The 26,114-nt window shown below is 36.4% G+C and carries 16 protein-coding genes, 3 tRNA genes and 1 pseudogene; 14 read left to right on the forward strand and 6 right to left on the reverse strand.

Annotated elements, in window-relative coordinates; all coding sequences use genetic code 11:
• The first annotated feature begins 1 nt into the window (after nt 1).
• The gene (locus J7R05_RS06070) at nt 2-2,269 is read left to right on the forward strand and encodes a PAS domain-containing sensor histidine kinase (RefSeq protein WP_208541622.1); all 2,268 of its coding nucleotides are present in this window, start codon (nt 2-4) and stop codon (nt 2,267-2,269) included.
• Nucleotides 2,270-2,271: 2 nt separating this feature from the next.
• Here the strand turns inward: J7R05_RS06070 and mscL are convergent, their stop codons facing one another.
• The gene (mscL, locus tag J7R05_RS06075) at nt 2,272-2,697 is read right to left on the reverse strand and encodes a large conductance mechanosensitive channel protein MscL (protein WP_208541623.1); all 426 of its coding nucleotides are present in this window, start codon (nt 2,695-2,697) and stop codon (nt 2,272-2,274) included.
• Between the two features lie 583 nt (nt 2,698-3,280).
• Here mscL and J7R05_RS06080 point away from each other — a divergent pair.
• The 4 genes from J7R05_RS06080 to J7R05_RS06095 all read left to right on the forward strand — a co-directional run bounded on the left by J7R05_RS06080 (nt 3,281) and on the right by J7R05_RS06095 (nt 7,458).
• The gene (locus J7R05_RS06080) at nt 3,281-4,372 is read left to right on the forward strand and encodes a quinone-dependent dihydroorotate dehydrogenase (RefSeq protein ID WP_208541624.1); all 1,092 of its coding nucleotides are present in this window, start codon (nt 3,281-3,283) and stop codon (nt 4,370-4,372) included.
• A gap of 103 nt (nt 4,373-4,475) precedes the next feature.
• Nucleotides 4,476-4,552 (forward strand) — tRNA-His (locus tag J7R05_RS06085).
• 204 nt (nt 4,553-4,756) lie between these two features.
• The gene (locus J7R05_RS06090; protein ID WP_418214938.1) at nt 4,757-6,160 is read left to right on the forward strand and encodes a glutamine synthetase family protein; all 1,404 of its coding nucleotides are present in this window, start codon (nt 4,757-4,759) and stop codon (nt 6,158-6,160) included.
• Nucleotides 6,161-6,171: 11 nt separating this feature from the next.
• Nucleotides 6,172-7,458, forward strand: coding sequence for an NAD(P)/FAD-dependent oxidoreductase (locus tag J7R05_RS06095; RefSeq protein ID WP_208541625.1), 1,287 nt, complete (start codon nt 6,172-6,174; stop codon nt 7,456-7,458).
• Nucleotides 7,459-8,206: 748 nt separating this feature from the next.
• Here J7R05_RS06095 and folD read toward each other — a convergent pair.
• Nucleotides 8,207-9,106: a bifunctional methylenetetrahydrofolate dehydrogenase/methenyltetrahydrofolate cyclohydrolase FolD gene (folD, locus tag J7R05_RS06100; RefSeq protein ID WP_208541626.1), complete on the reverse strand. Its 900-nt coding sequence runs from the start codon at nt 9,104-9,106 to the stop codon at nt 8,207-8,209.
• Nucleotides 9,107-9,414: 308 nt separating this feature from the next.
• Between folD and J7R05_RS06105 the strand changes: the two genes are divergently transcribed.
• The gene (locus J7R05_RS06105) at nt 9,415-11,295 is read left to right on the forward strand and encodes an AsmA family protein (protein ID WP_208541627.1); all 1,881 of its coding nucleotides are present in this window, start codon (nt 9,415-9,417) and stop codon (nt 11,293-11,295) included.
• 93 nt (nt 11,296-11,388) lie between these two features.
• Here J7R05_RS06105 and J7R05_RS06110 read toward each other — a convergent pair whose 3' ends face one another.
• Nucleotides 11,389-11,532, reverse strand: a complete 144-nt coding sequence (locus tag J7R05_RS06110) for a hypothetical protein (protein WP_007477862.1) — start codon at nt 11,530-11,532, stop codon at nt 11,389-11,391.
• A 229-nt stretch (nt 11,533-11,761) separates the two neighbouring features.
• Between J7R05_RS06110 and J7R05_RS06115 the strand changes: the two genes are divergently transcribed.
• A complete protein-coding gene (locus J7R05_RS06115) occupies nt 11,762-12,505 on the forward strand; it encodes a 16S rRNA (uracil(1498)-N(3))-methyltransferase (protein ID WP_208541628.1) in 744 nt (247 codons plus the stop codon).
• Nucleotides 12,506-12,574: 69 nt separating this feature from the next.
• Entirely contained in the window at nt 12,575-13,948 is a 1,374-nt protein-coding gene (locus tag J7R05_RS06120; RefSeq protein WP_208541629.1) for a glutamate--cysteine ligase, read from the forward strand.
• Between the two features lie 267 nt (nt 13,949-14,215).
• Here the strand turns inward: J7R05_RS06120 and rpsU are convergent, their stop codons facing one another.
• Both rpsU and J7R05_RS06130 read right to left on the reverse strand, forming a co-directional pair.
• Complete coding sequence (gene rpsU, locus J7R05_RS06125; protein WP_208541630.1) at nt 14,216-14,449, reverse strand: 30S ribosomal protein S21; 234 nt, start codon at nt 14,447-14,449, stop codon at nt 14,216-14,218.
• Nucleotides 14,450-14,894: 445 nt separating this feature from the next.
• A tRNA-Arg gene (locus J7R05_RS06130) sits at nt 14,895-14,971 on the reverse strand.
• 377 nt (nt 14,972-15,348) lie between these two features.
• On the opposite strand from J7R05_RS06130, the gene J7R05_RS06135 reads away from it, so the two are divergent.
• The 3 genes from J7R05_RS06135 to pgi all read left to right on the forward strand — a co-directional run bounded on the left by J7R05_RS06135 (nt 15,349) and on the right by pgi (nt 21,467).
• Nucleotides 15,349-16,491, forward strand: a complete 1,143-nt coding sequence (locus J7R05_RS06135; RefSeq protein ID WP_208541631.1) for an efflux RND transporter periplasmic adaptor subunit — start codon at nt 15,349-15,351, stop codon at nt 16,489-16,491.
• Complete coding sequence (locus J7R05_RS06140; protein WP_208541632.1) at nt 16,488-19,628, forward strand: efflux RND transporter permease subunit; 3,141 nt, start codon at nt 16,488-16,490, stop codon at nt 19,626-19,628. Before J7R05_RS06135 ends, J7R05_RS06140 begins: the two co-directional genes overlap by 4 nt.
• Nucleotides 19,629-19,817: 189 nt before the next feature.
• Nucleotides 19,818-21,467: a glucose-6-phosphate isomerase gene (gene pgi, locus J7R05_RS06145; protein ID WP_208541633.1), complete on the forward strand. Its 1,650-nt coding sequence runs from the start codon at nt 19,818-19,820 to the stop codon at nt 21,465-21,467.
• A 34-nt stretch (nt 21,468-21,501) separates the two neighbouring features.
• Here the strand turns inward: pgi and J7R05_RS06150 are convergent.
• Nucleotides 21,502-21,591, reverse strand: a tRNA-Ser gene (locus J7R05_RS06150).
• A 275-nt stretch (nt 21,592-21,866) separates the two neighbouring features.
• Here J7R05_RS06150 and rplU point away from each other — a divergent pair.
• From rplU to J7R05_RS06165, 3 genes and pseudogenes are all read left to right on the forward strand, one after another.
• On the forward strand, nt 21,867-22,343 hold the full coding sequence (gene rplU, locus J7R05_RS06155) for a 50S ribosomal protein L21 (RefSeq protein WP_208541634.1): 477 nt from the start codon (nt 21,867-21,869) through the stop codon (nt 22,341-22,343).
• A gap of 11 nt (nt 22,344-22,354) precedes the next feature.
• Nucleotides 22,355-22,609 (forward strand): 50S ribosomal protein L27, encoded by a 255-nt coding sequence (gene rpmA / locus J7R05_RS06160; RefSeq protein ID WP_010703393.1) that lies wholly within the window; start codon nt 22,355-22,357, stop codon nt 22,607-22,609.
• Between the two features lie 1,905 nt (nt 22,610-24,514).
• Nucleotides 24,515-26,114: pseudogene (locus tag J7R05_RS06165) on the forward strand (hypothetical protein); the annotation flags it as partial.

The raw sequence follows: 26,114 nt of genomic DNA on the forward strand, positions 1-26,114 counted from the left end.
AATGTCTTTAGCATTTTTAGATTATCTAAAATGTAAAGAAATTAAACAAGCCTTTATAAAAGGAAAGGTAGCTTTTGTCTTATCCTTCGATGGTAGAAATATTCTTTGGTTAAATGGTGCTGCAGCGTGCTTTTTTGGTCTTTCTTCTGTTACAGATGCAATTAAACAGCAGTCTTTTTTTGATGAAGAATTGCGTCGCCAAATATTAAATAATGCTCAATATACACGCTCTATTACGTTGCGTGGTTTAAAACGCTGTGCTGAATTTTCTATAGCTTCTATTGATATTACTGGTTTAGGTAAAGCATTTTTACTTGAAGCTTTGCTAGAAGAGAATGTCTCTCTTATTACTGGTTTGGATGACGCAACAATGTCTGCTGCAATCATTGATCAACATGCAACTGTGTTGGAGGCTTCTTCTCATTTTAATTTTGTTGATGAAACAATTAAAATTCTACTCAAAACGATTGATGATGATCTTCCGGTGAAAACTGTTTTACCTATAGCAGGTGTTAATACACAAGTCGGTGTAATCCGCTTAGGAGTAAAGCCAACGAGTTTTTTAGTGTTATATGCGCAATTGAATGGGGATGAATTGAATAGAGGTCAGGGGTCTTTTAGTTTTAAGCCACATCTTTTACCACGGCGTTTTATCTGGAAAATGGATGCAGATGGCTATTTTTATGAGGTTTCAAAAGAGTTAGCTGAAACTGTCGGCCCTATGTCTTCCCGTATTATAGGATCTGATTGTCATAAACTTGCTGATCAATTTAATGATGAAGGATATCGGTCATTAAGTAGCTTTATTGAAGCTGCTATACCTTGGAGAGAACAGAAAGTTCAGTGGCCTGTTGATGATTGTCTAGAACGGGTTGATGTTGAGTTGTCCGCTGTTCCAGTTTTTGATACTAACCGTCAGCTTAAGGGATTCCACGGTTTTGGGGTTTTAAAGGCGCAAGAAAATATACAAGATAAAAGTGATAAAAAGCCGGGTATAAAAACATCGGGTCTTTCAGAAATAGAGCGCTCAGCTTTTCATGAAATTGCAGAACGGTTGCGCGGGGAATTACATTTGTCTTTAGGGTATGAAAATACAGCTAAGGAAATACCAGTTCAATTGCCATGTGCACAGACATTATCGGTGAATATCATAAAACAGGCTTTAATCAAGGAACCTGAAGTAATTTTGTCATTGTTGGATACAGTAACTGATGGCGTTTTGTGGCTTGATGGACAAGGCTGCGTTCAGTTTGCTAGTGATGCTGCTTTGGCATTGATTGGCTATGAAATAGATGAGTTACTGGCGCAGCAGTTATCATCATTATTTGCTTTTCAAAGCCGAGATTTGATTGAAGAGTATTTTAAATTGATTCGTATGAGAGGAAAAAATCAAATATTTAATCATGGTGAGACAGCTGATTTAATGACAAAAAATCATGAGAATATGAAGGTTTCTATGACAATTGTACCTTTGACTCTACAAGACAATTATGTCGTTATGTTGCGTGATATGACAGGGATGGCTTTATCACCTTTAGATAAAATATCAGAAGAAAATAAAATGATTGAAGTTGTTCATGAAATGCGAACACCTTTGAATGCTCTTATTGGTTTTGCAGAAATTATGAAAAATGGCCGTTTTGGTTTAATAGAAAATGAGCGTTACCGTAGATATTTACGTGATATTGTCTCGTCTGGAAAACATATATTATCTCTGGTTAATCAATTATTAGATCACTCTAAAGCAAATTATTCTAGCTCCAATAGCACAATTGATGCACCTCTTATGACCCAAAAATTTGATGTAAAGGCTTGTTTACGTTCCAGTATAGCTTTTCTTGAAACGCAGGCGAATCATAATGGCATTATTATGCGTATTGTTTCACCGGCACGTGTGCCATTTATCGATATATCGCAACAGATATTTCAACAGATTATATGGAATCTTCTTTCCAATGCCATCCGTTTTACGCCTTCAGGTGGACAAATTGTTATTCATGTTTCCTATGGAAAAAAAGAGCGAGTAAAGATTTCAATTAGTGATAATGGTCTTGGGATGAGTGATGAAGAGGTTGTGCAAGCTATGCAACCTTATGGTCAGGTAGAACGCAAAGATAGCCAGTGTGGAGACAACATATTTGCCGGGACTGGTTTAGGGCTTCCAATATGTAAAACAATGGTGGAAGAGGTTGGTGGTCAGTTTTTGTTATTTTCAAAACCCAATCACGGAACAACTGTGGAGATGTTTTTTCCTATACTTCGTGAGTGAAGCTATGGAATGGATTTATTTTTTTCGGTTAATAAGTCTCTGATTTCTGTCAAGAGTTGTTCTTCAAGAGACATTTCTTTTAGCTTTTCCACTTCTTCTTTTTCCCGGCGCATTTTATTTAAGCCTTTGACAAACAAAAAAAGGATCCAAGTAATAATCAAAAAATTGATAAAAAGTGTTATAAAGTTTCCATAAGCAATGGTAGCGCCTGCCTCTTTTGCAGCACTTAATGTGGCTTTTTTCTCTCCAGCGAGCTGAATAAACATGTTAGAAAAATCAATGCCGCCTGTGATAAAGCCGATGATTGGCATAAAAATGTCGTTAACAATTGAATTGATCAAGCCACTAAAAGTGCTACCTATAATCACACCAGTAGCGATATTGATCATATTTCCTTTTAAGGAAAATTCTTTGAATTCTTTAAGCATTGCATTTCCCTCCTCGTGTATATGATGTACAGCAATTTTAACTATCACTTTTGGTAAAAAAAGAAAGAGGGAGAAGTTTAGTTTCTTGAAAAATTACATTTCAAATATCAGCATTCTTTTCTTATAGTATTACAATGTATAAAAAGTGCTAATTAATGTTTCATTATATGATAGTGTGCTTTTAAGGTTCAGATGAATAGAAAGCTTCTTGCTAAAAGGCTGTATATCTTCTTCTTTTCAATGATAAAGTGAGAAAATATATTTGATTGATGAAATCATTTCAGGAATTTTATAGAAAATTTTGAAAAAGAGGATGCATTTGCGAGACCACCTTTTTCTCTTCGAGGAAATTAGTCAACTTTTTAATATGTGGGTGGGTTATTAAAGGAAGTAGGAAAGAATTTTCGAAATAAGGACAATCTTTTAACCACTCGATGTTTTTTTAATAAACTTGATTAATTGTTTCTTCTCGTTATGGGAGTTAATTTCTGTTATTTGTATAGTATATTTTATTGGTATTTTTTATTTTGAGAAGTTTAAATGAGATGAAAAGGGTAGTTTTCATTTTATGGAGGGGGGTTTTGTGAGTTTTTTTCATTGTATTGGTCGTTCTGTTTTATTTATGTTGGATCCAGAGCGTGCGCATCGTTTGGCCATTGCTGGATTGAAAACGGGGTTGAGTGGGTATCAAAAAATTTTTGATGAGCGTTTGTGTGTAACTGTTGCAGGCCTTAAATTTAAGAATTTTGTTGGTCTTGCTGCAGGTTTTGATAAAAACGCAGAGGTTATAGATGCTGTTTTAGACTTAGGATTTGGTTTTACTGAGATTGGGACAGTTACACCAAAACCGCAAATGGGAAATCCCAAGCCACGAATTTTCCGTTTGGTGGAAGATGAAGCTATTATTAATAGAATGGGTTTTAATAATGACGGACATCAGGCTGTTTACAAAAGGATTTGCATGCGTAAGCAGGCCGGTATTGTAGGGATCAATATTGGTGCTAATAAAGATACGGTCAATAAGATTGACGATTATATTGCAGGCATTACTTGCTTTTATGATGTAGCTGATTATTTCACGATTAATGTTTCTTCACCTAATACACCAGGTTTGCGTGATTTGCAGACACGTAGTAATTTGAGTCTTTTAATGAAGGCTGTTTCACAAGCGCGCAATGAAAAAAAGAAAAAACATGGTGTCTCTGTTCCGATTTTTTTAAAAATTGCGCCTGATTTAACGGAGCAAGAATTAGACGATATAGCTGAGGAAATGAAACTATCTGATTTTGATGGTTTAATTGTTTCCAACACCACTCTTTCACGTCAAGGCCTTAAGAATAGTGCATTGATTGGCGAGGAGGGAGGGCTATCAGGACATCCACTGTTTGAGCATTCCACCGTTGTACTTGCGAAAATGCGTAAAAGATTGGGTAAAGATATTGCAATCATTGGTGTTGGTGGTGTACATGATGGACAAACGGCTTTAGAAAAAATCAAAGCCGGAGCAGATTTAGTTCAGCTCTATAGCGGAATGGTTTATGAGGGGCCGGAACTTGCCGTAACTATTATGAGGGATGTTTTACAAATTATGCAGCAAGATGGCGTTGATACTATAAAAGCTTATCGCGATCATCATGTTGAAAATTGGGCAAAACGTGCACTTCTTTTATCATGAGGTTGTTGTATTTTCACAAAAAAATGTAAGATTCTTTTTAAGGGGCTTGCAAACTCTCTTGATCTTCCGTATGTCACACAGATAGAGGATAAATATTTTTTAGGCGGTTGTAGCTCAGTTGGTTAGAGCGCTGGTTTGTGGCACCAGAGGTCGTAGGTTCAAATCCCACCAACCGTACCACTTTTCCAACATATTTTAAGATAATGGAAAGCTTAAAAATATCACGAAGCGCATTTTATCTTGATAAAGGTTGTGATGTTTTGTAAAACAAATTAAGTTGATGCAGTTTTACACGGTGTTTGTGCATAAAATGATGCCATAAAAAGGGGGAGCTTTAATTGTTTTTTAAGTTTGTGTGTTATAGCTGTGAGAAATAGCGAGCCAATGAAACGCAAAGGTTATAAGCCTGTTTCTGATTTTCTAAAAAGTTTGCGTGGTGTAAATAATTGGGAACAAGTTTCGCAATGGCTTTCATTCCGAGATGTGGAAGATATTGAGTGTATCACACCCGATCAGGCGGGGGTAGCGCGTGGCAAGATGATGCTTTCTAAAAAATTCACATCAGAGACATCTTTAGCATTGCCTTCAGCAGTTTTTATGACAACAATTTCAGGATCTTATCCTGAGGATGGAAATGGTTTTGAATATCCAAAAACAGATGGTGATTTACGTCTTGAGCCTGATCTTTCTACACTGAGTATTGTGCCATGGGAAGATGCACCTACAGCGCAGGTGATTTGTGATCTTGTATATCAAAATGGGCAGGCTGTTGATTATACACCACGTAATGTTTTGCGCACAGTAATTGATTTTTATACTCAAATGGGGTTGAAACCGATTGTTTCACCAGAAATTGAGTTTTATTTAGTGGAAAAGAACCCTGATCCTGATTACCCTTTGGTACCTCCAGTTGGTCGTTCTGGGCGTTCAATTGGTGGTGGACAAGGCTACTCGATTGCGGGTGTTAATGAATTTGATGAGCTGATTGACGATATTTATCAATTTTCAGAGGCACAAGGATTGGAAATTGATACTCTCATTCATGAGGAAGGAGCCGGTCAATTTGAAATTAATTTACGTCATGGTGACCCTATTGAATTAGCTGATCAGGTTTTTATGTTTAAACGAACAATTCGTGAAGCAGCACTTAAACATAATATGTATGCAACTTTTATGGCTAAACCTATTCAGGGGCAACCGGGGTCTGCCATGCATATTCACCAATCTGTTATCGATCAAAAAACTGGAGACAATATTTTTACAGAGAAAGATGGTGGGGAAAGTATGCGTTTTCGCCACTTTATTGGTGGTTTGCAAAAGCATATGGCAGGAGTATTTGTTATGCTTGCTCCTTATGTTAATTCTTATCGGCGCCTTATGCCGTGTTTTTCTGCACCGGTTAATTTGCGGTGGGGGTACGATAATCGTACTACAGCGTTTCGTGTGCCACGTTCTGTTCCACAGGGACGACGCGTTGAGAATAGACTTCCTTCATCGGATGCCAATCCTTATTTAGCACTTGCTGCTTCTTTAGCTTGTGGTCTTATTGGTTTGCAGAACAAGCTTGAACCAGATGAGCCGGCAGAAAAAACTGTAAATGCTGATAATATTGAATTACCGCGTGGGTTAATTGAGGCGGTCAATTTATTTGAACAAGATAAAGCATTACGTGCTATTTTAGGAGATGCATTTGTAAGCACTTATGCTGCTATTAAACGACAAGAGTTTGAAACTTTTATGCAAGTGATTAGCCCGTGGGAGCGTGAATATCTTCTGCTTAATGTTTAAATATTATTACTATGATTAATTCTCATCAAATTTCTCCAGGAGTCTCTTGGTATGAGGATACGTTGGAAGAGCGTCCTTCTTATCCGTTGTTTATTGGTGAACAGATACAATGCGATGTAGTTATTGTTGGAGGCGGATTTACAGGGCTTTCAGCTGCTTATCATTTAGCTAAGGCTGGAATGAGTGTTATTTTGTTTGAGGCTTCATGTTTTGGCGATGGCGCTTCGGGGCGCAATGGTGGGCAATTGGGGACAGGTCAACGACAATGGGTAGAAACACTAGAGAACAAGTATGGTTTTGAACGAAGTAAAATATTATTTGATTTAGCTGAAGAGGCCAAAAGAGATATTTTATCTTGGTGCACCATGCCTGATTGTAATATCGACTTTATAGCAGGCCAACTTTCCGTTACCCATAAAAAACGTGAGATCAGAGCTTATCAACAGCATGTTGAGGCTATGCAGCGTTATGGTTATCGTGGTCTTACTTTTATGGATAAGGCTGAAACAGATGAACGGCTTGGTTCGTCTTTTTATCATGGTGGTATTTATGATGTAGATACTGGCCATATCAATCCATTAAAGTTAATTGTTTGGTTGGCAAAAAAAGCAAAGAAAGTTGGCGCTAAACTTTATGAGAAGACTCAAGTAAAAGCGATAGAGCGCAGCAATAATCAATGCGTGGTGGTGACAGAACGAGGCAATATAAAGGCTGAGAATGTATTATTGGCGACCAATGCATATAATCTTGGGCTGCAGGATTTTGTGCAGAAACATATTTTTTCTATTCGCTCTTATATTGGAGCAACTGAACCATTATCAGAGTGTAGTCGGATTCTTCCTAGAAGAGAAGCGGTAGATGATTCCCGTTTTATGGTTCGTTATTTTCGAAAAAGTATCGACAATCGTTTATTATTTGGTGGGGTGGAAAGTTATAGTAACCAGTATCCAGTTGATTTAGATGAGCGTATACGTCGGCAAATTGTTGAAATTTATCCACACCTTCAGTCTATAAATTTGACCCATCGTTGGGGAGCAACAGTAGCAATTACATTTGAGCGTATGCCTTATGTTCGCCAACTTATGCCAGGTGTTACTTATTGTGGAGGATATTCAGGGCATGGGGTTATGCTTGCTCCCTTTATAGGAAAATTATATGCTGAATGTTTATCTGGAAAACGTGAACGTTTTAAGTATTTTCAGGATTTAAAGATTTCATCCTTTCCGGGTGGTAAGATTTTTCGTTATCCGCTTATATTTTTAGCAATGAACTACTTTTCTTTGATGGACCATTTTTAATCAGTTACTATTTGAAATGAAGAAAATTAATGGTTTGTTTAATATCTGTCTATTGTAACGGTAAAAGCTTGTGTAACTGAGCGGAAAAATGAATAAGTCCGTGATAGTTAGTGAAATTATTCCAATATCTTTTTCTGATTGTGTTTAATGGTAGTGGTATTTGACGGAACGAAAATTGTTCTTGTTTTTATCATTGTTAATATGTGAGGCAGTTTAGTGAGCCAACAGTTGTATTATAAAAGTTTTAAGATTTCTTCTGAGCAACGAAAAATGGTGCAATTTTTCATTCTTTTTCTTGAAAAGCATATTTATTACGTAGTTTTCAATCAGGCTAAATTTGATCACTTTCTTATGTATTTACCTCTTATATTTCTACTGAGATTATGTTGAACTGAGAAGACAGAAAAATCTTACTTTGTTGTTGTCGAAAGATACGGTTAATATTTGAACTTTTTATTTGGTAGTTAGTTTATCACTTTTTGGTATCTCATAATTAAATTGGGATAGAACGGTTTAGTAACGTCCGCTACACGTGAGTTTTTATTTATGAAAATCCAATTGTCCGTGATTAAAAACGGCAATTGAATTAAAGATACATTTGCGTAGATATTTGATGAAAGGCAGATTTTTTTGCATTAATCATTATCTTAAAAGGAAATAGCGCAAATCAAGGAATACTATTGTGATGGCAAAATGAGAACACAAAACGCAGAGAATTTACGTGCATGTGGTAAAAGTGCAAGAAATTTTAAAATTTTGGTATAGGTAATTTATGTGCTTGAGCAGCAGCTTTAAGCGTATTGACCATAAGCATGGCAATTGTCATAGGACCAACACCTCCTGGTACAGGGGTAATAGCAGCAGCTTTTTCTTTAACTTCTTCAAAATCTACATCACCAACAAGACGGGTTTTATTAGTACCTTTTTCTGAAGCTTCAATCCGGTTAATACCAACATCAATAACAATAGCTCCCTGCTTTACCCAATCTTTCTTAATGATATGTGGGCGACCAACAGCTACAACTAAAATATCAGCACTACGACACACTTCGTCAAGATCACGGGTACGACTGTGGGCAATTGTTACGGTAGCATTAGCTGCCATTAATAAGACTGCCATAGGTTTGCCAACAATATTAGAACGTCCAACGATGACCGCATCAAGACCTGATAAATCTCGCCCACATTGTTGTTCGATTATCATCATAACACCAGCAGGTGTACAGGGAATGATAGTATCTTCAAGTATATTTGCTGCAAGTTTTCCTATATTGATATAATGAAAACCATCAACATCTTTTTGGACGGCGATAGCTTGCGTTATTTTGTTCGTATTGATATGAGCAGGTAGGGGGAGTTGTACCAAAATCCCGTGGATTTTAGGATCGGAATTTAACGTTTCAATGAGTTGTAGGAGTTCTTCTTCTTTCGTGTCTTGGGGAATTGTATGCTTAATTGAAAGAAAACCACATTCTTCAGCTTTTTTACTTTTTGAGGTAACATAAACCTGACTTGCAGGATCATCTCCAACAATGATAACGGCTATCCCGGGCTGTATTTTATGATTGTTATGGAGTTTCTTTGTTTCTTTCTTGACTTTATTAATAATGTTTTCAGCAAGCTTTTTTCCGTCAATAATATTGTCCATGAGGAGAATCCTTTCAGGTAGGGATATTCAGTTTTAAAGTATTTGCTGATAGTAAAAAGAGTTTTATGGCACTATTTGAATAACCATAATTTACATGGTTTGCCTATCTTTTTTCTTTTGGAGAGTAATGAAAAATAGTTGCCTTATAAAGAGAGAGTAACATTGTTGTTTCAATAAAATTTGAATAAAAATAAAGATAATTGAGTTATTAAATAGATATAGCAGATTATAAGATTATCAAAACCATTTTTTAATGATCATTTAGTTTCATTTTAATCTATTATAGGGTAAAAAATATAGAGGAAATTGTGCTCATCAGAATAATAAAATTTTTGAGTGGGGTTTTTGTAGCAGTTGTTTTTTTGCTTGGAACTTCTGTTATCGTTTTACCTTATCTTGTATCAACAGACGCGATTCGTGTCCGAATGGCACAAGATTTAAGCGCGTGGACAGGCTATAATGTGCAATTGCGTGAACCACCACGTTTAAAACTTTTTCCTTATCCAAAAGCATTTCTTTCAGGAATTACTTTAACATCCAAAGTTGATGATATTGCACCTTTAATGGAAGCAGAATCGATAGAAGTAGATCTTTCTTTAATTGATCTTCTTAGGGGATGTGTTTCTTTTTCAGAAACACGAATTGTGCGTCCACAATTTGTTATGGAAAAACCTTTTAAAACAGTGTCTGATTTTTTTAATACACTTTCAGGATCGCAAGGTACTTTGGGGTTAGCAGTACGTAATGCTCGTGAAATTGTTAAGCTCAATCCTGATCAACCAGATATAGAGAGCTTTTTAAACCAACCTTTTGGACGTATTGTTATCGAAAATGGTGTTCTTATTTATCGTGATAGTGTTTCTGAGGTGACAGAAAAAATAACAGGACTGAATGCAACTATCGATTGGTCAGAATCAACACAAGCAGCGCGGTTTCGCGCAAATGCTCGTTGGCGTGGAGAGTTAACGGAATTATTAATTAATGCTGATCAAGCTTTATTGCTTTTAGCAGGGGGGCAAAGCTCGCTTAGAGTGAGCTTCAATTCTTTGCGCGGTGGTATAACGTTTACGGGGAAAGCACGATTATCTGAATATTACATTTTTGACGGAAAAGTATCGATGCGTTCTCCTGGCTGGAATCAGACATTGGCTTGGATTGGTGGAAATCAGTTTTGGGGAGGAAGATTAAAGCTACCTATTGTATGGGAATCTCATTTTTTAGCACAGCCAAAACGTATCGAAATGAATAATATTACATTTAATATGGGTGTTGTAAATGCGCGTGGAGCTTTGGAATTTGATTTTCAAAACCATGTTCCTAATATAATCGGATCTTTAGCTTTTGATAGTATGAATCTCAATATATTGGAGTCGATATTTTCACCATTTGGTGAGGAAAATAAATTCCTTGATACAGCAATTTTTGATCGTATTGGATTAGATGTGCGAATTTCAGTACCTCAAGCAAAAATAGGTAAAATTGCACTTACAAATTTGGCAGCAGCAATGCAAATTAAAAATGGGCATGGGATTTTTGATCTTGGAAATGCAAATATTTTTGGTGGATCTATTCAGAGTAATGTCCAAATTGTACCAAATGGTAAAAAGGCGCGTTTTGAAGGACGCATTTCGGGGACTTCTGTTGATGCGCAAACTTTTTCAGAGGCTTTAGGACTAACTCCATCTATACAGGCTAAAACTGACTTCATTGTCACAATACAAATGCTTGTTAGTAGTTGGTCAGAAGTCCTTGAAAAAATGCAGGGACAATTAACAGTGAATATGCCTTCTGGCCGATTATTGAGATATGATTTAAATGAGTTGCAACACAAGCTTTCAGAGAATGAACAGTTTTTTTTAGTAAATAACCACGCGTTTTCAACACCTTTTGAGCGTTTAAATATTAAAGCAAAATTTTCTGATGGCATAGTGACGCAGATAGAATCATTAATGCATACGGCAGATTGGAATTTATCTATTGGTGGTTCGATTGCAGTGCCTATCACCAAGAGAAAGAAGGAGGATTTTATATTGCAAGGACGATTACAGAAAAATAATCGTTCAGATACTTTATGCAAAGATGTTCAGTGTCTTACTAATAGCCTTGTGCGGCCTTTTAGTTTTTCACTTAGCTCTACGAGGCAATCTCTAGGACAATTTTTTGTTAAGAAAAATATCGATGAGAATTAAATCTTTGTTTTTCATTGTTGATTTTGATTTTAGAAAATCACTCGAAAAATATTGTTTTAAAATGAAATTTAAAGACTACAACTTTTAAGTTGTCTAACGCATCTGAGAGGAAATACCATAACCATCTGTGGCAATTATATGCTTTCCCTTTGTTCCAACTGAGCTAATTCCTATGGTGATCAGAATAAAGGCTAAAATTGTAGCAATAGTAATAACAGTGGCTCTTTTAGCAGACATATCTTCCTCCAATCATAGGGCAAATCGTTGAGTGTAAGAGAGAGTATTTTGTAATCAATTTTTATGCAAACAGAATCATTTAATATTCTATTTGTTCCAATTATTGTAAATAAAAGTAAATAATTCTACTACTCTTCAATATATTGTAGCTTTATGGAGCTGATTTTTTTGATTGTACTTTTTATTTTATCATCTTGACGATTGTGATTTGCTCTGTCACAAATTTTTTATGCGTGTGAATTATAAATTTCAAAGGTTGTTTATTCAGCAACCACTTTCTTTGAACAGAGAAATAGAGATAGAAGGAGTTCAAGTTTCTTACCTTGTGCATGTTTTGCGCATGAAAGAGGGAGCTCAGATTTTGCTTTTTAACGGGCAAGATGGTGAATGGTTGGCCAAGATTACCGCTATTAAAAAAAAGTTTGTAGTGGTTCAGCTTATTCATCAAACAAGGCTTCAAACAACATGTTCAGATCTTATTTATTGTTTTGCTCCACTTAAACATGCGCGTTTAGATTATATGGTACAAAAGGTTGTAGAAATGGGGGTATCTGTTTTGCAGCCTGTTATAACACATCATACACAAGTTTCTCGTATCAATATGGCACGTATAAAGGCTAATATTATTGAAGCAGCTGAACAATGTGGCATTTTATCTTTACCGGAATGCTTACCTGCTGTATCATTAAAAACACTTTTAGCACATTGGGATAAGACACACTCTTTGTTCTTTTGTGATGAGTCGCATGAAATACAAAATCCATTATCTCTTTTAAAGAAGCATGGAACTATTCCGCTTGGTGTTCTTATTGGACCAGAAGGAGGATTTAGTGAAGAAGAACAGGTCCTTTTAAGAAAACATTCTTTTGTGATTTCTATATCATTAGGTCCACGTATTTTACGTGCTGATACTGCAGCTGTTGCGGCTTTGGCCCTTATTAATACTACAATAGAGGCTTGGTCCATCGATTAAGAAGCTTGCAATATCATTTAAAACAATTCATTTAAAATAGTGGAACTTATTGATAAGGTAAAATAATTTATGGCGCTTGATACAGCTGATGAAAGTGAAATTCACAATTTAGATTCTCTAGTTGGTTATCTCCAAGAGGGTTGTAAAGCAGAAAATGACTGGTGTATTGGTACAGAGCATGAAAAATTTCCGTTCTATATAAATGGTTTTCGTCCTGTTCCATATGAAGGTGTAAAAGGTATTCGTGCACTTTTAGAGGGGATGCAACAGGCTCTAGGGTGGAAAGCTATTTTAGATGAAGGAAATATTGTTGGGCTTGTAGAATCAGCGGGACAAGGTGCAATTTCTTTAGAACCTGGTGGGCAGTTTGAACTATCTGGTGCACCATTGAAAACGGTTGGCCATACTTATTATGAGCTGATGGAACATTTGACTCTCCTCAAAAAAATTTCGGGACCATTAGGTATCGGTTTTTTAGGTATTGGAGCTAGTCCAAAATGGACTTTAGCTGAAACACCGCAAATGCCCAAATCACGTTATCAAATTATGACTAAATACATGCCAAAAGTTGGTCATAATGGTCTTGATATGATGTATAGAACAGCGACTATTCAAGTAAATCTTGATTTTTCATCTGAAACGGATATGCGGCGGAAAATGCAAGTGTCAATGAAATTGCAATCCATTGCAACAGCATTATTTGCCAGTTCACCTTTTATTGAGGGGCGACCAAATGATTTGTTGTCGTGGCGTTCTCATGTTTGGTGTAATACTGATAATCAAAGAACAGGAGTACTTCCTTTTATATTTTCCGAACGCTTTGGGTTTGCTGATTATGTTGAGTGGGCACTTGATGTACCAATGTATTTTATTATACGCGATGGGCATTATCATGATTGTACACATATAACTTTTCGCCAATTTATGAATGGAGCATTGAAAGGGCAAATTGTAGATTCAACACCTAATATAGGAGATTGGGTAGATCACTTGTCGACTTTGTTTCCTGAAGTGCGTTTAAAACGCTTTTTAGAAATGAGAGGTGCTGATGGCGGGTCTTGGCAACATATCTGTGCATTATCTGCTTTTTGGGTTGGTCTTCTTTATGATAGCGAAGCACTTAATGAGGCAGAAGCTTTGACGAAAGATTGGTGTTTTGAAGAAGTTTTGGATATGCGTAGACGTGTTCCAAAAGAGGGATTACAAACGCCTTTTCGTCAAACGATGATTTTAGAATTAGCACGTCAGGCTATTGCGATTTCACGCAAGGGTTTAAAAAATCGCAAGCAATATGATACTGGCGGTTATGATGAAGAAAGTTTTCTTAATCCTTTAGAAGAAATAATTGCAGTGGGTCAAACGGATGCTGATAGGTTGTTATCTAAGTATTATTCTATTTGGAGCGGATCTGTAGAACCAGTGTTTTTAGAATGTGCTTATTAGATTTTTGAAGTAGGAAAATTTTTGTGTCTTTATGGTAAAAAACCATACACGTACTTTCTCTTGTCTATTCTTTAGGAATAGCTAAAATTTTTGTAATTATGAAGCTCTCAACAATAGATGAGAATCGGTAATCATATTTAGGAACAGAGTAAAGTTTATTTAAAATAAAAAGAGAATTTTATTTACAGATTACCATTTAAGACTGGATATTTAATATCAGATAACTCTCTTGTTTGAGCTATTTTGAGCGCATAAACAAAAAATATATTATCGTGCAAAAATAGCTCGACCGTTACTAATGAGGCCTTCTCTTTGCGCGCGTTTACGAGCAAGTTTACGTGTACGACGAATAGCTTCAGCCTTTTCACGAGCCCGTTTTTCCGATGGTTTTTCATAATATCCACGCATCTTCATTTCACGAAAGATGCCTTCGCGCTGCATTTTCTTTTTTAGCGCACGCAATGCTTGATCAACATTATTATCACGAACGAGTACTTGCACAGTTTACCTTACTTTGTTTCAATGTTCTAAATAAATAGGCAAAAGCCCATCACCCTTTGAACAAAGTCAAAAGGATTACATTAGCAATGCGCATACCATATAAATAAGGTGGTTGTCTATATTGCTTTTCAAAAACTCTATTTTTTTTGCTACACGCGGTTTTTTACAATGAATAATTGCACTTACAAATATGTGTTTATAAAAATTGCTAATTTCATTGTTTAAATCAAAAATCAAGATGAATTTTTCAGTGAAAAGTAGGGTTAGACACAGATTATGCTGTTCTAGCAATTGCTCTATACCAAGGTGGCTAATAGAAAGCGATTCAACATAAAAATAATCAAAAAGCTGCAAAAAGTTGGGGGGGGAGAAATCAAGAATTCATTAAAACTAACAAAATCAAAAGCCTTTAATTACTCTATAGCTTTTTGATTCTACTGATATTTGGCGCACCCGAAGAGATTCGAACTCCTGACCCCCAGATTCGTAGTCTGGTGCTCTATCCAGCTGAGCTACGGGTGCATAAATTTTCAGTCTCTTAATATCGTTAAGACATTATATTATCATTAAGATATTGGGGTTCCTAATCGTTTCGTTGATGAATTGCAAGTAAAACTTGGTAAAAAAGTTTTTTTGTTTAAAGTTTAAGGTATTTATGATTTCTATAAAGCGTCTGTGTAGTGTTGTTATTTTCTTCATTTGGTTCATGGTAAAAATCTAAGATGAACGATAGTTAACTTGACGGTCTGTTCCATGAAAGATAGTCAAATTAAGATGAGATACGTTTTTGCAGTGTGGTTACACTCTTTACGATTCGATTTTTGCAAAATTCGAATGTTGCTGCTAGAGACTATTTCAAATGCATTGGTGTAGGTAAATGACGAAGCAAGGATAGATGTATGGGGCCGCTGAAAAAGATCATTCCATTAATGCTTTTGGGTGTTATTTGTATTGCTATTTATTTTTGGCCAAAACACAATATAGAATACCTTGTTCATACAGAAGGTACAACAAAAAATGCACCGCATGCTGCATCAAAAGCACCAATGGGAATGCCGCCGGTCAATGTTGTCGTTGATCTTGTTAAAGTTCAGGATTTTTATGAACGTCTTAATGCTATTGGTAGTGGACGGGCTATTGCAGCGGTCAATTTAACTCCTTGGTCAGGAGGTGTTGTTGATAAGATTTTTGTGTCTGCTGGTACAAAAGTGCAGGTGGGTGATGCAATTGTAAAGCTTGATTCTAAAAAGGAAGAAATAGCAGCTGCAAGAGCGAAAGTTCAACGCGACAATAGTGCCTTAACGCTTTCACGTATTCTTAAATTACGCGCGACTAATACAGCAACAGAGGTTCAAGAGATTACTGCGCGCTTGGAATTAGAGAATGCAAATTTAATTTTGTCTGATACTGATTTAGCGCTTGATCGGCGAACAATTCGTGCACCAATTAGTGGAATTGTTGGTATTTTACCTATTGATGTGGGAAATTCTGTTGGTCTTGATACTGTGGTAGGTCGTATTGAGAATAACGAACGTATTTTGGTTGATATCTGGGTGCCTGAACGATATGCATCACGGATCCATAAAGGGGATGAAGTGACTGCAACCTTAATAGCCCAGCCGGATAAGACTTTTGTTGGCCATGTGTATGCGCTTGATAATATGGTTGATGCACAAAGCCGCACACTTCACGTTCAAATTGAAATTCAGAATGAAAAAAATGTACTTATGTCTGGTATGTCTTTTTCTGTTACGTTTCAATTTCATGATGGTTCTTTCCCGGTTGTTGATCCTCTTGCCATTCAATGGAACAGTAAGGGATCATTCGTTTGGCGTGTGAGAGAGGATAAAGTAGAATACGTTCCAGTATCGATTATTCAGCATAAAGCAAATCAAGTATTTGTAAAAGCTTCCTTGGAAGATGGTGATCAGATTGTCGTTCAAGGGGTACAAATGCTTCGTCCAGGTGGTCATGTCATTATTAATGATTCAAAGGCTCATCAAAAGCAATTATCAGAAGCTAATGGGCAGGATGGGCAATGAGTCAAGAAGTTGAGAAACAACAGCCTTTAACAAAGTCAGAACAAAGCGGTATAATGGCGTTTTTTATTCGTAGGCCGGTTTTTACCTTTGTTTTAAATGCTATGATTGTGATTGCAGGGATTTCTGCATGGATGAGCGTTGATGTGCGTGAATTGCCAGATGTAGATATTCCAGTGGCAACAATTAAGACGACTTTTACTGGTGCATCAGCAGAAACAATTGATCGTGAAATTACGAAAGTTATAGAAGATGCCGTTTCTCGTGTGTCAGGTGTTAAAACAATTTCTTCAACTTCCTCTTTTGGTCGTTCCCGTGTGGAGGTTAAATTTAATGTTGGTGTTGATTTAAATGTTGCAGCATCTGACATTCGCGATGCTATCTCCCGTGTTACCTATTCTCTGCCAAAAGATGCGCAGCCACCTATAATCATTAAAGCAGATTCAAATGCTGCTGCGATGATGTATTTGGTTGTAACATCACCAACAATGAATATTGATGATTTAACAACGATTGTGAACGATCAAATTGTTGATGCACTTTCTGCTGTTGATGGTGTTGGCGATGTGCAGGTTGATAACGCGCGTGTGAAGATTTTTCAGATTGATATTGATCAAGCAAAGCTTGCTAGTTATGGGTTAACTGTAGGGGATATTTCACGTGTTTTGTCTGATATGACCACTGATGCACCTGTGGGGTCATTGCGTAATTCCGAGCAAGCTTTAATTGTGCGTGCAACCGCTCGTTTAACAACACCAGAAGCTTTTGAACAAGTTGTGTTAAAGCCTCATGTACGTCTTGGTGATGTGGCGCATGTTACTTTGTCCCCTGATGTAGAAACAGTTATTCTTCGTGTAAACGGAAAGGTGGGGATTGGGTTGGGTATTGTGCGTAAGGCACAGTCCAATACTCTTGATATTTCCAAAAATGTTCGGGCAGTTGTTGAGCATCTCAAAACTGTTCTCCCTTCTTCTGTCCATATAAGTATTCCTAATGACGATGCTATTTTTATTAAGAGTGCTCTTCATGAAGTTGAGGTTGCATTAATTATTGCTGTGCTTAGTGTTGTTTTGATCATTTTTTTATTTCTAGGAGATGTTCGTGTAACACTTATACCCGCTGTGTCTATTCCAGTGGCTCTGATTGGGACAATTGCTGCAATTTATCTTGCGGGCTTTTCCCTAAACATTCTCACGTTTTTAGGGCTTGTTTTAGCGACAGGGCTTGTTGTGGACGATGCAATTGTTGTTCTTGAGAATATTGTTCGGTGGCGCAATATGGGATTTGGTGCTCGGTCAGCAGCGGTGTTGGGAACGCAGGAAGTATTTTTTGCTGTTGTGGCAACGACATTAACTTTGGTGGCTGTTTTTGTGCCTATTTCCTTTCTTCCTGGGCAGATAGGGGAGCTTTTTAGAGAATTTGGTTTTGTGTTGGCAGTGTCTGTTCTGCTTTCTTCGGTTGTTGCTTTAACTCTTTGTCCTATGCTTGCTTCACGCTTTCTTAAAGAAGAAAAGCATATTGAAAATGATGAACAAAAGGAACATCGTTTAATTTTTCTGTCTCGGATGAGTGCTTTCTTTAGTAGGGGGTATGCTCATAGTTTGCATAAATGTTTGGAACGACCTTGGACTGTTGTCTTTGGTTCGCTTATTTTCTTTATCCTCTGTCTTGGAGGCTATATGACGCTTAAGCAGGAGTTGACGCCAGCAGAAGATAGGGGGATTATTTTTTTAGTTATTAGTGGGCCGCAAGATATTTCAGTACAATATCTCAATGAACAAGTGCAGCAAATTGAAGCAAGCTTAAAACCGTTGCGTGATACTGGTGAAATTGTTAACAGTTATTCTATTTCTGGAGCTGGAGGTTCATCTAATAATGGTTTTCTTATTTTGTTGCTTTCGCCTTGGGACAAGCGTTCACGTAACCAGCAAGAAATTTTAAAAGATGTTAATGCAAAAGTTAGGCAGTTTCCGGGAGTTTTTGCTTTTGCTGCACAAATTAGTTCTTTAGGGGTTTCAGGAATTGGCCAAGGATTGCAATTTGCGGTTGTTGGAGATAATTACACCCAACTGCAATCAATTGCTGATAAGCTTGTGAGCACTTTGCGTACCAATCCGCAATTTGTTCGTCCGCGGCTTACTGTTGATGCGACGCAACCTCAATTTTTTATTGAAATTGACCGAGAAAAAGTTTCTGATTTAGGGATTGATATCACTAATTTGGGTAATACATTGCAAACAATGGTGGACGGGAAGCAGATTGGCTCGATTTATGTGGATGACCATGCCTATGATGTAAAACTTACATCGCGTAAAAATCCTATTAATAACCCTGCTGATTTAGAGAATGTTTTTTTAAAAACAAAAGACGGTAAATATGTTCCCTTGTCGGTTATTACGGATTTACATGAAAAAGCTATTGCTCCTCAATTAAAACGAGAAGAACGCATGAGCGCTGTCGTTATAGGTGCAAATCTTGCTCCAGGAGTTTCTTTAGGAAGTGCTTATAAGACTGTAAAAGAAGCCGCACTTCCTTTATTGTCAGAGGGAAATTATATTATTCCTTTAGGAGATGCAGCAACTCTTGGTGAAACGTCTTCTGATTTAATGATCGTTTTTGGAATTGCTTTTGTAATTATTTTATTAATTTTAGCTGCGCAGTTTGAAAGCTTTATTTCAGGCTTTATTATAATGGCTACTGTACCATTAGGAGTTGGTTGTGCAGTAATTGCCATGCTTTTGGGTGGTGTTAGTCTCAATATTTATAGTCAAATTGGTTTGATTTTATTAATTGGTATTATGGCTAAAAATGGTATTCTGATTGTTGAATTTGCAGATCAACTGCGCGATCAAGGTAAAAGTGTACGTGAAGCTGTAGAAGAAGCAGCTAATGTTCGTCTTAGACCAGTTTGTATGACGATGATTTGCGCTATTTTAGGAGGTATTCCTTTGGTTTTAGCAAAGGGTGCTGGTGCAGAAGCACGTGTAGCTTTAGGTTGGGTTATTGTTGGTGGTTTGGGTTTGGCAACTATTTTTACCCTTTATGTAACGCCAGTTGTTTATCTATTTCTTGGACGTTTTATAAAATCAAAAGCAGAAGAAGCTGAACATTTGACAAAAGAATTAAGCCAAGTCAAATAACTGCTTTCGAATAGACGATTGACACAGTTTTTTACTTTTGTCTAAAAGATGCCATTTGAGTGCTTATCTTTCTATTTTTGTGTTATTTCATATGTGAGCAGTCAAAATAGGTTAGAGTATAGGAACTATCCTCTATTTTAGATTCATTTGTGTTTTGATATTATTGTCAATGACCATGGGAAAATAATTATGGTTCGCAATGAAAGAGCCTTTGAAGTAGCTTTGAAGGCTTTGAAAAGGCATATTATAGAAGACAAGGTTTGTGATATTCGTCGACATTTTGCAGAAGATAAACAGCGCTTTACTCGTTTTTCTTTAAAACTTGATGATTTCCTTTTTGATTTTTCAAAGTGTGGTGTAACGTTAAATACGCTGAAACTCTTAGATAATCTTGCTATTGCAGCAGATATTTCAGGCAAGTGTAAGGCGATGTTTTTAGGCGAAGCTATTAACGTAACTGAAAAACGCTCGGCTCTTCACACTGCGTTGCGTTTGTCTGCTGATGAAGTTTTTATGTTGAATGAGCGTAATATTGTTCAGGACATCCAAGCAGTTCTTACCCGTATGGAAAAATTTTCTGAAATGGTTCGTTGTGGTAACTATAGAGGGTATAGTGGTGAGAGGATAACTGATATTGTAAATATTGGTATTGGGGGGTCTGATCTTGGACCTGCAATGGTTACCTATGCTTTAAAACCTTATCATGATGGACCACGTTGTCATTTTGTTTCTAATGTAGATGGTGCACATATTGTTGATGTTCTTACTAATTTGAATCCGGAAACAACACTTTTTATTATTGCTTCTAAAACTTTTACAACATCTGAAACAGTAGTAAACGCTAAGGTTGCACGCCAATGGATCAGTTCATATTTGGGAGAAGAAGCAGTAAAAATGCATTTTGTTGGCGTTTCCAGCGCGGCCGATAAAGTGATGGAATTTGGTATAGATTCTTCAAGGTTTTTTGAATTTTGGAATTGGGTTGGGGGGCGTTATTCAATTTGGTCAGCGATTGGTCTTGTTGTTATGCTGGCAATTGGTGGTCAAAACTTTCGCCAGTTTCTCAAGGGTGCGCGCCAGATGGACGAGCATTTTAAAACTGCACCTTTGCATAAAAATATTCCGATTCGATTTGCTCTTTTAGGATTCTGGCATCGTGTTATTTGTGGTTATTCATCACGTGCAGTCATTCCTTATGCGCAGCGTTTAGTGCGCTTTCCAGCTTATTTACAGCAACTTGATATGGAATCAAATGGCAAGCATATTTCTTTAGATGGCAAGCCAATAAGCTTTTCAAGTGGTCCAGTTGTTTGGGGCGATTCGGGAACAAATGGACAACATGCTTTTTTTCAATTTCTGCATCAAGGAACGGATATTATTCCTGTGGAGTTTGTTTTATTTATCAAAGGGCATGAACCACATTTAAGTCATATGCATGATATATTAATGGCTAATTGTTTGGCGCAATCAGAGGCCTTGATGGAAGGCCACATTATTAAGGACAGTTGGAACACTGTTGTTAATAATGCAATTGATGGTAGTGAAGCAGATAATTTGGTGCTTCATAAAAGTTTGAGAGGGAACCGGCCAAGCATTATGCTAATTCAGGATTTATTAACACCCTTTGCGCTTGGTCGTTTAATGGCGCTTTATGAGCATCGTGTTTTTATTGAAGGTGTTTTGATGAATATTAATTCATTTGATCAATGGGGTGTTGAATTTGGTAAAGAATTAGCAAATGAATTGTTACCCGTTATACGTGGAGAATCTAAAACTAATAACCGCGATAGTTCAACGTTAGGACTATTGGCACATATTCAAGCGAGACGTGTTGAATAAAAAGATTTGAAAATTATCTCAATTTTCTTAGTATTGGCGGAGAGAGAGGGATTTGAACCCCCGATAGGGTTGCCCCTATGCCGCATTTCGAGTGCGGTGCTTTCAACCACTCAGCCATCTCTCCATATGTAAATGCAGTAAAGTTTTTCATTATATAATTTGTGTATGGATGCTTGATAATCTTCAATTGTTTTAAGTACAACCTTTTTTTGCTTCTTTTTTGGCTTTTCTTGACAGAGAATAGAAATTCTATCATATATGTAAATGTTAAGGGAGTTTGCGCTCTAAAAGGTGCTGTTTATCCCTTTTAAATTATTACGACTGATAAAAAGAAGCCTATTTCCCTACTGAACTAAAGCAGAAGTGAAATAAGAGCGGGATCGAACGAAAGGATAAAAAATGTTCGCAGTCATTAAAACAGGTGGTAAGCAATATCGTGTTGTTGCTAACCAGGTATTAAAAGTTGAAAAGATCATTGGCAACGCTGGTGATATCGTTAAATTCGATAATGTATTGATGGTAGGTGAGGGAGAGAATGTAGTTATTGGTGCACCTGTTATCGCTGAGGGGTTAGTTACAGCTGAAATTGTAGAACAAGGGCGTGCTCGTAAGGTTATTGCATTTAAGAAACGGCGTCGTCAAAATTCGAAGCGTACTCGTGGTCATCGCCAAGAAATAACGACACTTCGTATTTTAGAAATTTTAGCGGATGGTTCAAAGCCTAAAAAAGCAGTAGCTAAGTCGGTTGAGAAGAAAGCAGCTGTACCAAAAGAGGCAAAAGCTTCTATTCCTTCTAAGGAAACTGCCACAAAAACTGCTAAAAAGAAGGTTGCGTCACAAAAAACAGCTGCGATATCAAAAAGTAAAGAAGACTAAGGGAGAATTCCATGGCACATAAAAAAGCTGGCGGTTCCTCACGTAATGGCCGCGATTCAGAATCAAAACGTCTTGGCGTTAAGAAATTTGGTGGTGAAGCTGTTATTGCGGGAAACATTATCGTACGTCAACGCGGTACACGTTGGCATCCTGGTGAGAATGTTGGTATTGGAAAAGATCATACTCTTTTTGCGCTTTCAAATGGGAAAGTTTCTTTTCGTAAGAAAGCAGATAACCGCGCTTATGTTTCAGTCATTCCTATGTGACGGGGACAGAGATAATCTGAGTATTCTTTAAAATAGATCGGTATATATTGGATTTCGGTTTTAAAATTTTGGGGCATTAAAAAAATAATGTCCCATTTTTATTCTAGCTATACGATAAGTGTTAGGACTATATAAGAAGCTGACACAAAACAGAATTTTCTGATTATTTTGCTGAAAGATTCATTTTAGGTTTCCTTTATCTGAAGATGTTGAGTGATAATTTGGATTCTACAACAGATTTTTTCTGTTTATACAATTTTACTTGAAAATGAGACTTTGATTGCTCAAGTTTGTCCTTTGAGGGTGGAATACTTATGGTATTGCTTGATCTTAGAATCGAGCAGGTAGGCACTTCGTAAGTGTATGTTAAAGATAAATGGTTCTTTATTGAGATGTGCTCTGTTGAATTATTTATGCTGGGTATTTAATGTAACTGAACTCAAATCCACGGTATAGGTTATTCATTTTTAAATAACATTTCACTTAGTGTCATTTTACAGACAATTTATCATTTTTGATACAGTTTGGCTTTGACTGCACAAAAGTTGTGAGGTTGATAACGACATTTGGGGATAATATTTCATATAGTTATTTTATTAGCATACGCTTGATATTTTAGTAATTTTTACTATAAGAATCAATATTTTAGCATTAAGATTAAGTAGGTATTGCTTAGTGAATATAGGCAACTGTTATTATAACTAGTCTTATGAAGAGATAGCCATAGGCGCTGTCTATTACGTTAGCACTATCTGAAAATTTGTTTATTAATTAATTACCACAACGATGATAAACATGATCCTGTTTATAGTATCAATTCTTTTCTATTGAGTATTTCTGAATTATTTGAACGAGAAAAATCGTAATGAAATAAATTGGTAATTTTTATTTAGGGTTATTTATTGATACATAAAAAAACTTTACTTCACTCTTGTGTGGGCTATAAATGATTTCTGAATTAGTTACAGATTTTAAGGATTCTATCTCTACAATGAAAACAGCTACAAAGCAGGTATTTTTACACGAGAATTATCCTGATGATGGTACTTTGTAGTTTTAATGTTGTTGTTAGGTGAGTATTTAAATATTATTGAAATGTTTTTTGAGCAGTCTTTCCATTAATTTCTAATGATTTTACTGATAAGCACATTATGCTATTTATATGTTATACAAAAATAAATATATAATGATAAATTATAAAGTTAAAATATCAATATTTTTATTATCTAAACAATCAATTACATCTGTACAGTATTTTTCCATAAAACAAATTAGCAATACTGAAAGATTTTTTGAAATTGTCTGATAGTTGTATCGTTGGCTATAATAACGATTATTTCTTCAGCCTATTATTATGTAAGTTTCAAGATTTTAAAGGTGTACTGTAGATATCATTGAACATAAAATGTGTTTCAGTGTTCGTTGGAACCCGTCTTATAAAAATACAAAAAAATTATTTATTGGTGCTCTTGCCATTTTATTAATGCGCGTTATGTAAAGAACAAATTGATATTTAATAAAGAAATTTTTACAGCAAAATGGATTATATTTTTGATGGAGGTTATGCAATATTTTTAAGAATAAGTTGTATATTTTCTTTGTTTGAAGGCCTTTAATTAAAAAGGCTCTAATCTTTTCTAAGCTTCAATATTTTTAAGAGATTTTAGAACGATGCTGAAATAAATCGTAGCATCGAAAATTTTTTTTACCTTTTTTCATTTTTTTCTAGTGCGCAACAGTGGCTTTGCGAAGAGCTTTTCTTTGCCTTCTGTGCTGCTGCTGGTCTCTGTTTAGAGTTCAATATATTGCCTTATTTCAAGGGGTGTTATGCAAAAATTGTATTTAAGTTCAAGAAACAATGAATTGAATTGTTGTCATTTTCTCTATAAGTCGTCTTGGGTCAAGGTGGTTTTGTTAAGTGCTACAGTGGTAATGTTTCTGTCGAGTGTTTCTCCAGTTTTTGCTTCTTCGAATAGTCAAGGTGTTATTGTGCAGGGTTCAAATGCAAAAGCAGAAAAGCAACAAGATGTTGCAATCGGTAAAGATGCGCGGGCTAAAGGGGATGGTGCTACGGCTGTAGGCTCTTCTAGTGAGGCTTTGCAGTCAAATTCTACAGCGGTAGGTTATTACGCAAAGGTGAGGGGATATGGTGGGACAGCCATAGGTACTTTAGCTACTACTATGGTTAATTCCAGTGATGCGACTACGTTAAATACAACATTAGATACAGCTATTGGTTATTATGCACAATCGCTTGTATGGGGCGGTGTTGCTTTAGGTAGTCACTCTAAAGCTGATGTTAGGGAAGGAATTGCCGGTTATAACCCTGGAAAGGATGGAGACTCATTAGACACGTCATTTGTATGGAAAAGTACTAGAGGTGCAGTTAGTGTTGGTGATGTATCCCAAAGTATAACACGTCAAATTACGGGGATAGCCGCTGGTCTTGAAGATACTGATGCAGTGAACGTTGCACAGCTGAAAGCGTTAAAAGAATGGATAAAAAAAGAAAGTGATGTTTGGCAGCTTTCTGTGAATGGCAAAAATCCTACAAAAGTTACTAGCAACAATAAGGATGGGCTCAATTTAACTTCTGAAAATAACAATATTAAGATTACAAAAAGCAGTAATGGAGTTATGTTTAATTTGGCTGATAAGCTTCAAGTATCGAATCTTTTAATAAAGAATGGTGGTCCCAAGATAAATAGTAATGGGATTGATGCTGGAAATAAAAATATTAAAAATGTGGCAGAAGGAAAAATTGCTCAAGATTCGACAGATGTAGTGAATGCCGGTCAGATTTATGCGTTAAACAACGACATTGCAACTCATTTAGGGGGTGGTGCAACAGTTCGTGAGGATGGTTTTTTAGGGCCACAATATACTTTATCTAGTGTTTCTACAGATGGGACTGTGAAACAGGCTGTCTTTTACAATGTTGGTAGTGCTTTTAGAGAACTTGATGCAAATATCAAGAATGTAAATAGTCACCTAAAATATGTGTCTGGTAATTTTACGGAAGCAATCGATAAAATTTCCAAAAAATTTAAGCATAGTACTTTGTTATGGAATAGACGTGAAAGGGCATTTGTCGCGCTTCATACAGAAGGGGGAAAAAGGAAAAATAGTAAACTTACGTTTCTTATGGATGGAGATATTGCTCCTAACTCCACTGATGCTGTTACAGGTAGGCAGCTTTGGAAGACGAATGAGAAGGTTAACAGTCTTAAAGATAAAGTTGATAATGTGATTGATCAAGTTAACACTCTTACTGCCGAGGTTATTACCTATGATAAAGATAAACAGGGCAACAAAATCAATAGTATCACTTTAGTAGGGGGTAAAGAAGATGAGCCTGTGCTCATTGACAATGTTGCAGATGGTAAAATTGAAAAAGGTTCAAAACAAGCAGTCAATGGTAGTCAACTGAAAGAACAGATGAGCGTTGTTCTTGCAGACGCAAACAAATATACAGATAAGAAAATAGAAAATATAGTTGGTGCTG

Source organism: Bartonella capreoli (assembly GCF_902813205.1).
Taxonomy (GTDB): domain Bacteria; phylum Pseudomonadota; class Alphaproteobacteria; order Rhizobiales; family Rhizobiaceae; genus Bartonella; species Bartonella schoenbuchensis.

Excerpts from the sequence above, each read along its gene's own strand:
- rpmA (WP_010703393.1), top strand. The coding sequence starts at position 22,355 with ATGGCACATAAAAAAGCTGGCGGTTCCTCACGTAATGGCCGCGATTCA.
- folD (WP_208541626.1), bottom strand. The coding sequence starts at position 9,106 with ATGGACAATATTATTGACGGAAAAAAGCTTGCTGAAAACATTATTAAT.
- J7R05_RS06070 (WP_208541622.1), top strand. The coding sequence starts at position 2 with ATGTCTTTAGCATTTTTAGATTATCTAAAATGTAAAGAAATTAAACAA.
- rplU (WP_208541634.1), top strand. The coding sequence starts at position 21,867 with ATGTTCGCAGTCATTAAAACAGGTGGTAAGCAATATCGTGTTGTTGCT.
- J7R05_RS06090 (WP_418214938.1), top strand. The coding sequence starts at position 4,757 with ATGAAACGCAAAGGTTATAAGCCTGTTTCTGATTTTCTAAAAAGTTTG.
- J7R05_RS06095 (WP_208541625.1), top strand. The coding sequence starts at position 6,172 with ATGATTAATTCTCATCAAATTTCTCCAGGAGTCTCTTGGTATGAGGAT.
- mscL (WP_208541623.1), bottom strand. The coding sequence starts at position 2,697 with ATGCTTAAAGAATTCAAAGAATTTTCCTTAAAAGGAAATATGATCAAT.
- J7R05_RS06110 (WP_007477862.1), bottom strand. The coding sequence starts at position 11,532 with ATGTCTGCTAAAAGAGCCACTGTTATTACTATTGCTACAATTTTAGCC.
- pgi (WP_208541633.1), top strand. The coding sequence starts at position 19,818 with ATGGTTCGCAATGAAAGAGCCTTTGAAGTAGCTTTGAAGGCTTTGAAA.
- J7R05_RS06115 (WP_208541628.1), top strand. The coding sequence starts at position 11,762 with ATGCGTGTGAATTATAAATTTCAAAGGTTGTTTATTCAGCAACCACTT.
- J7R05_RS06140 (WP_208541632.1), top strand. The coding sequence starts at position 16,488 with ATGAGTCAAGAAGTTGAGAAACAACAGCCTTTAACAAAGTCAGAACAA.
- J7R05_RS06120 (WP_208541629.1), top strand. The coding sequence starts at position 12,575 with ATGGCGCTTGATACAGCTGATGAAAGTGAAATTCACAATTTAGATTCT.
- J7R05_RS06135 (WP_208541631.1), top strand. The coding sequence starts at position 15,349 with ATGGGGCCGCTGAAAAAGATCATTCCATTAATGCTTTTGGGTGTTATT.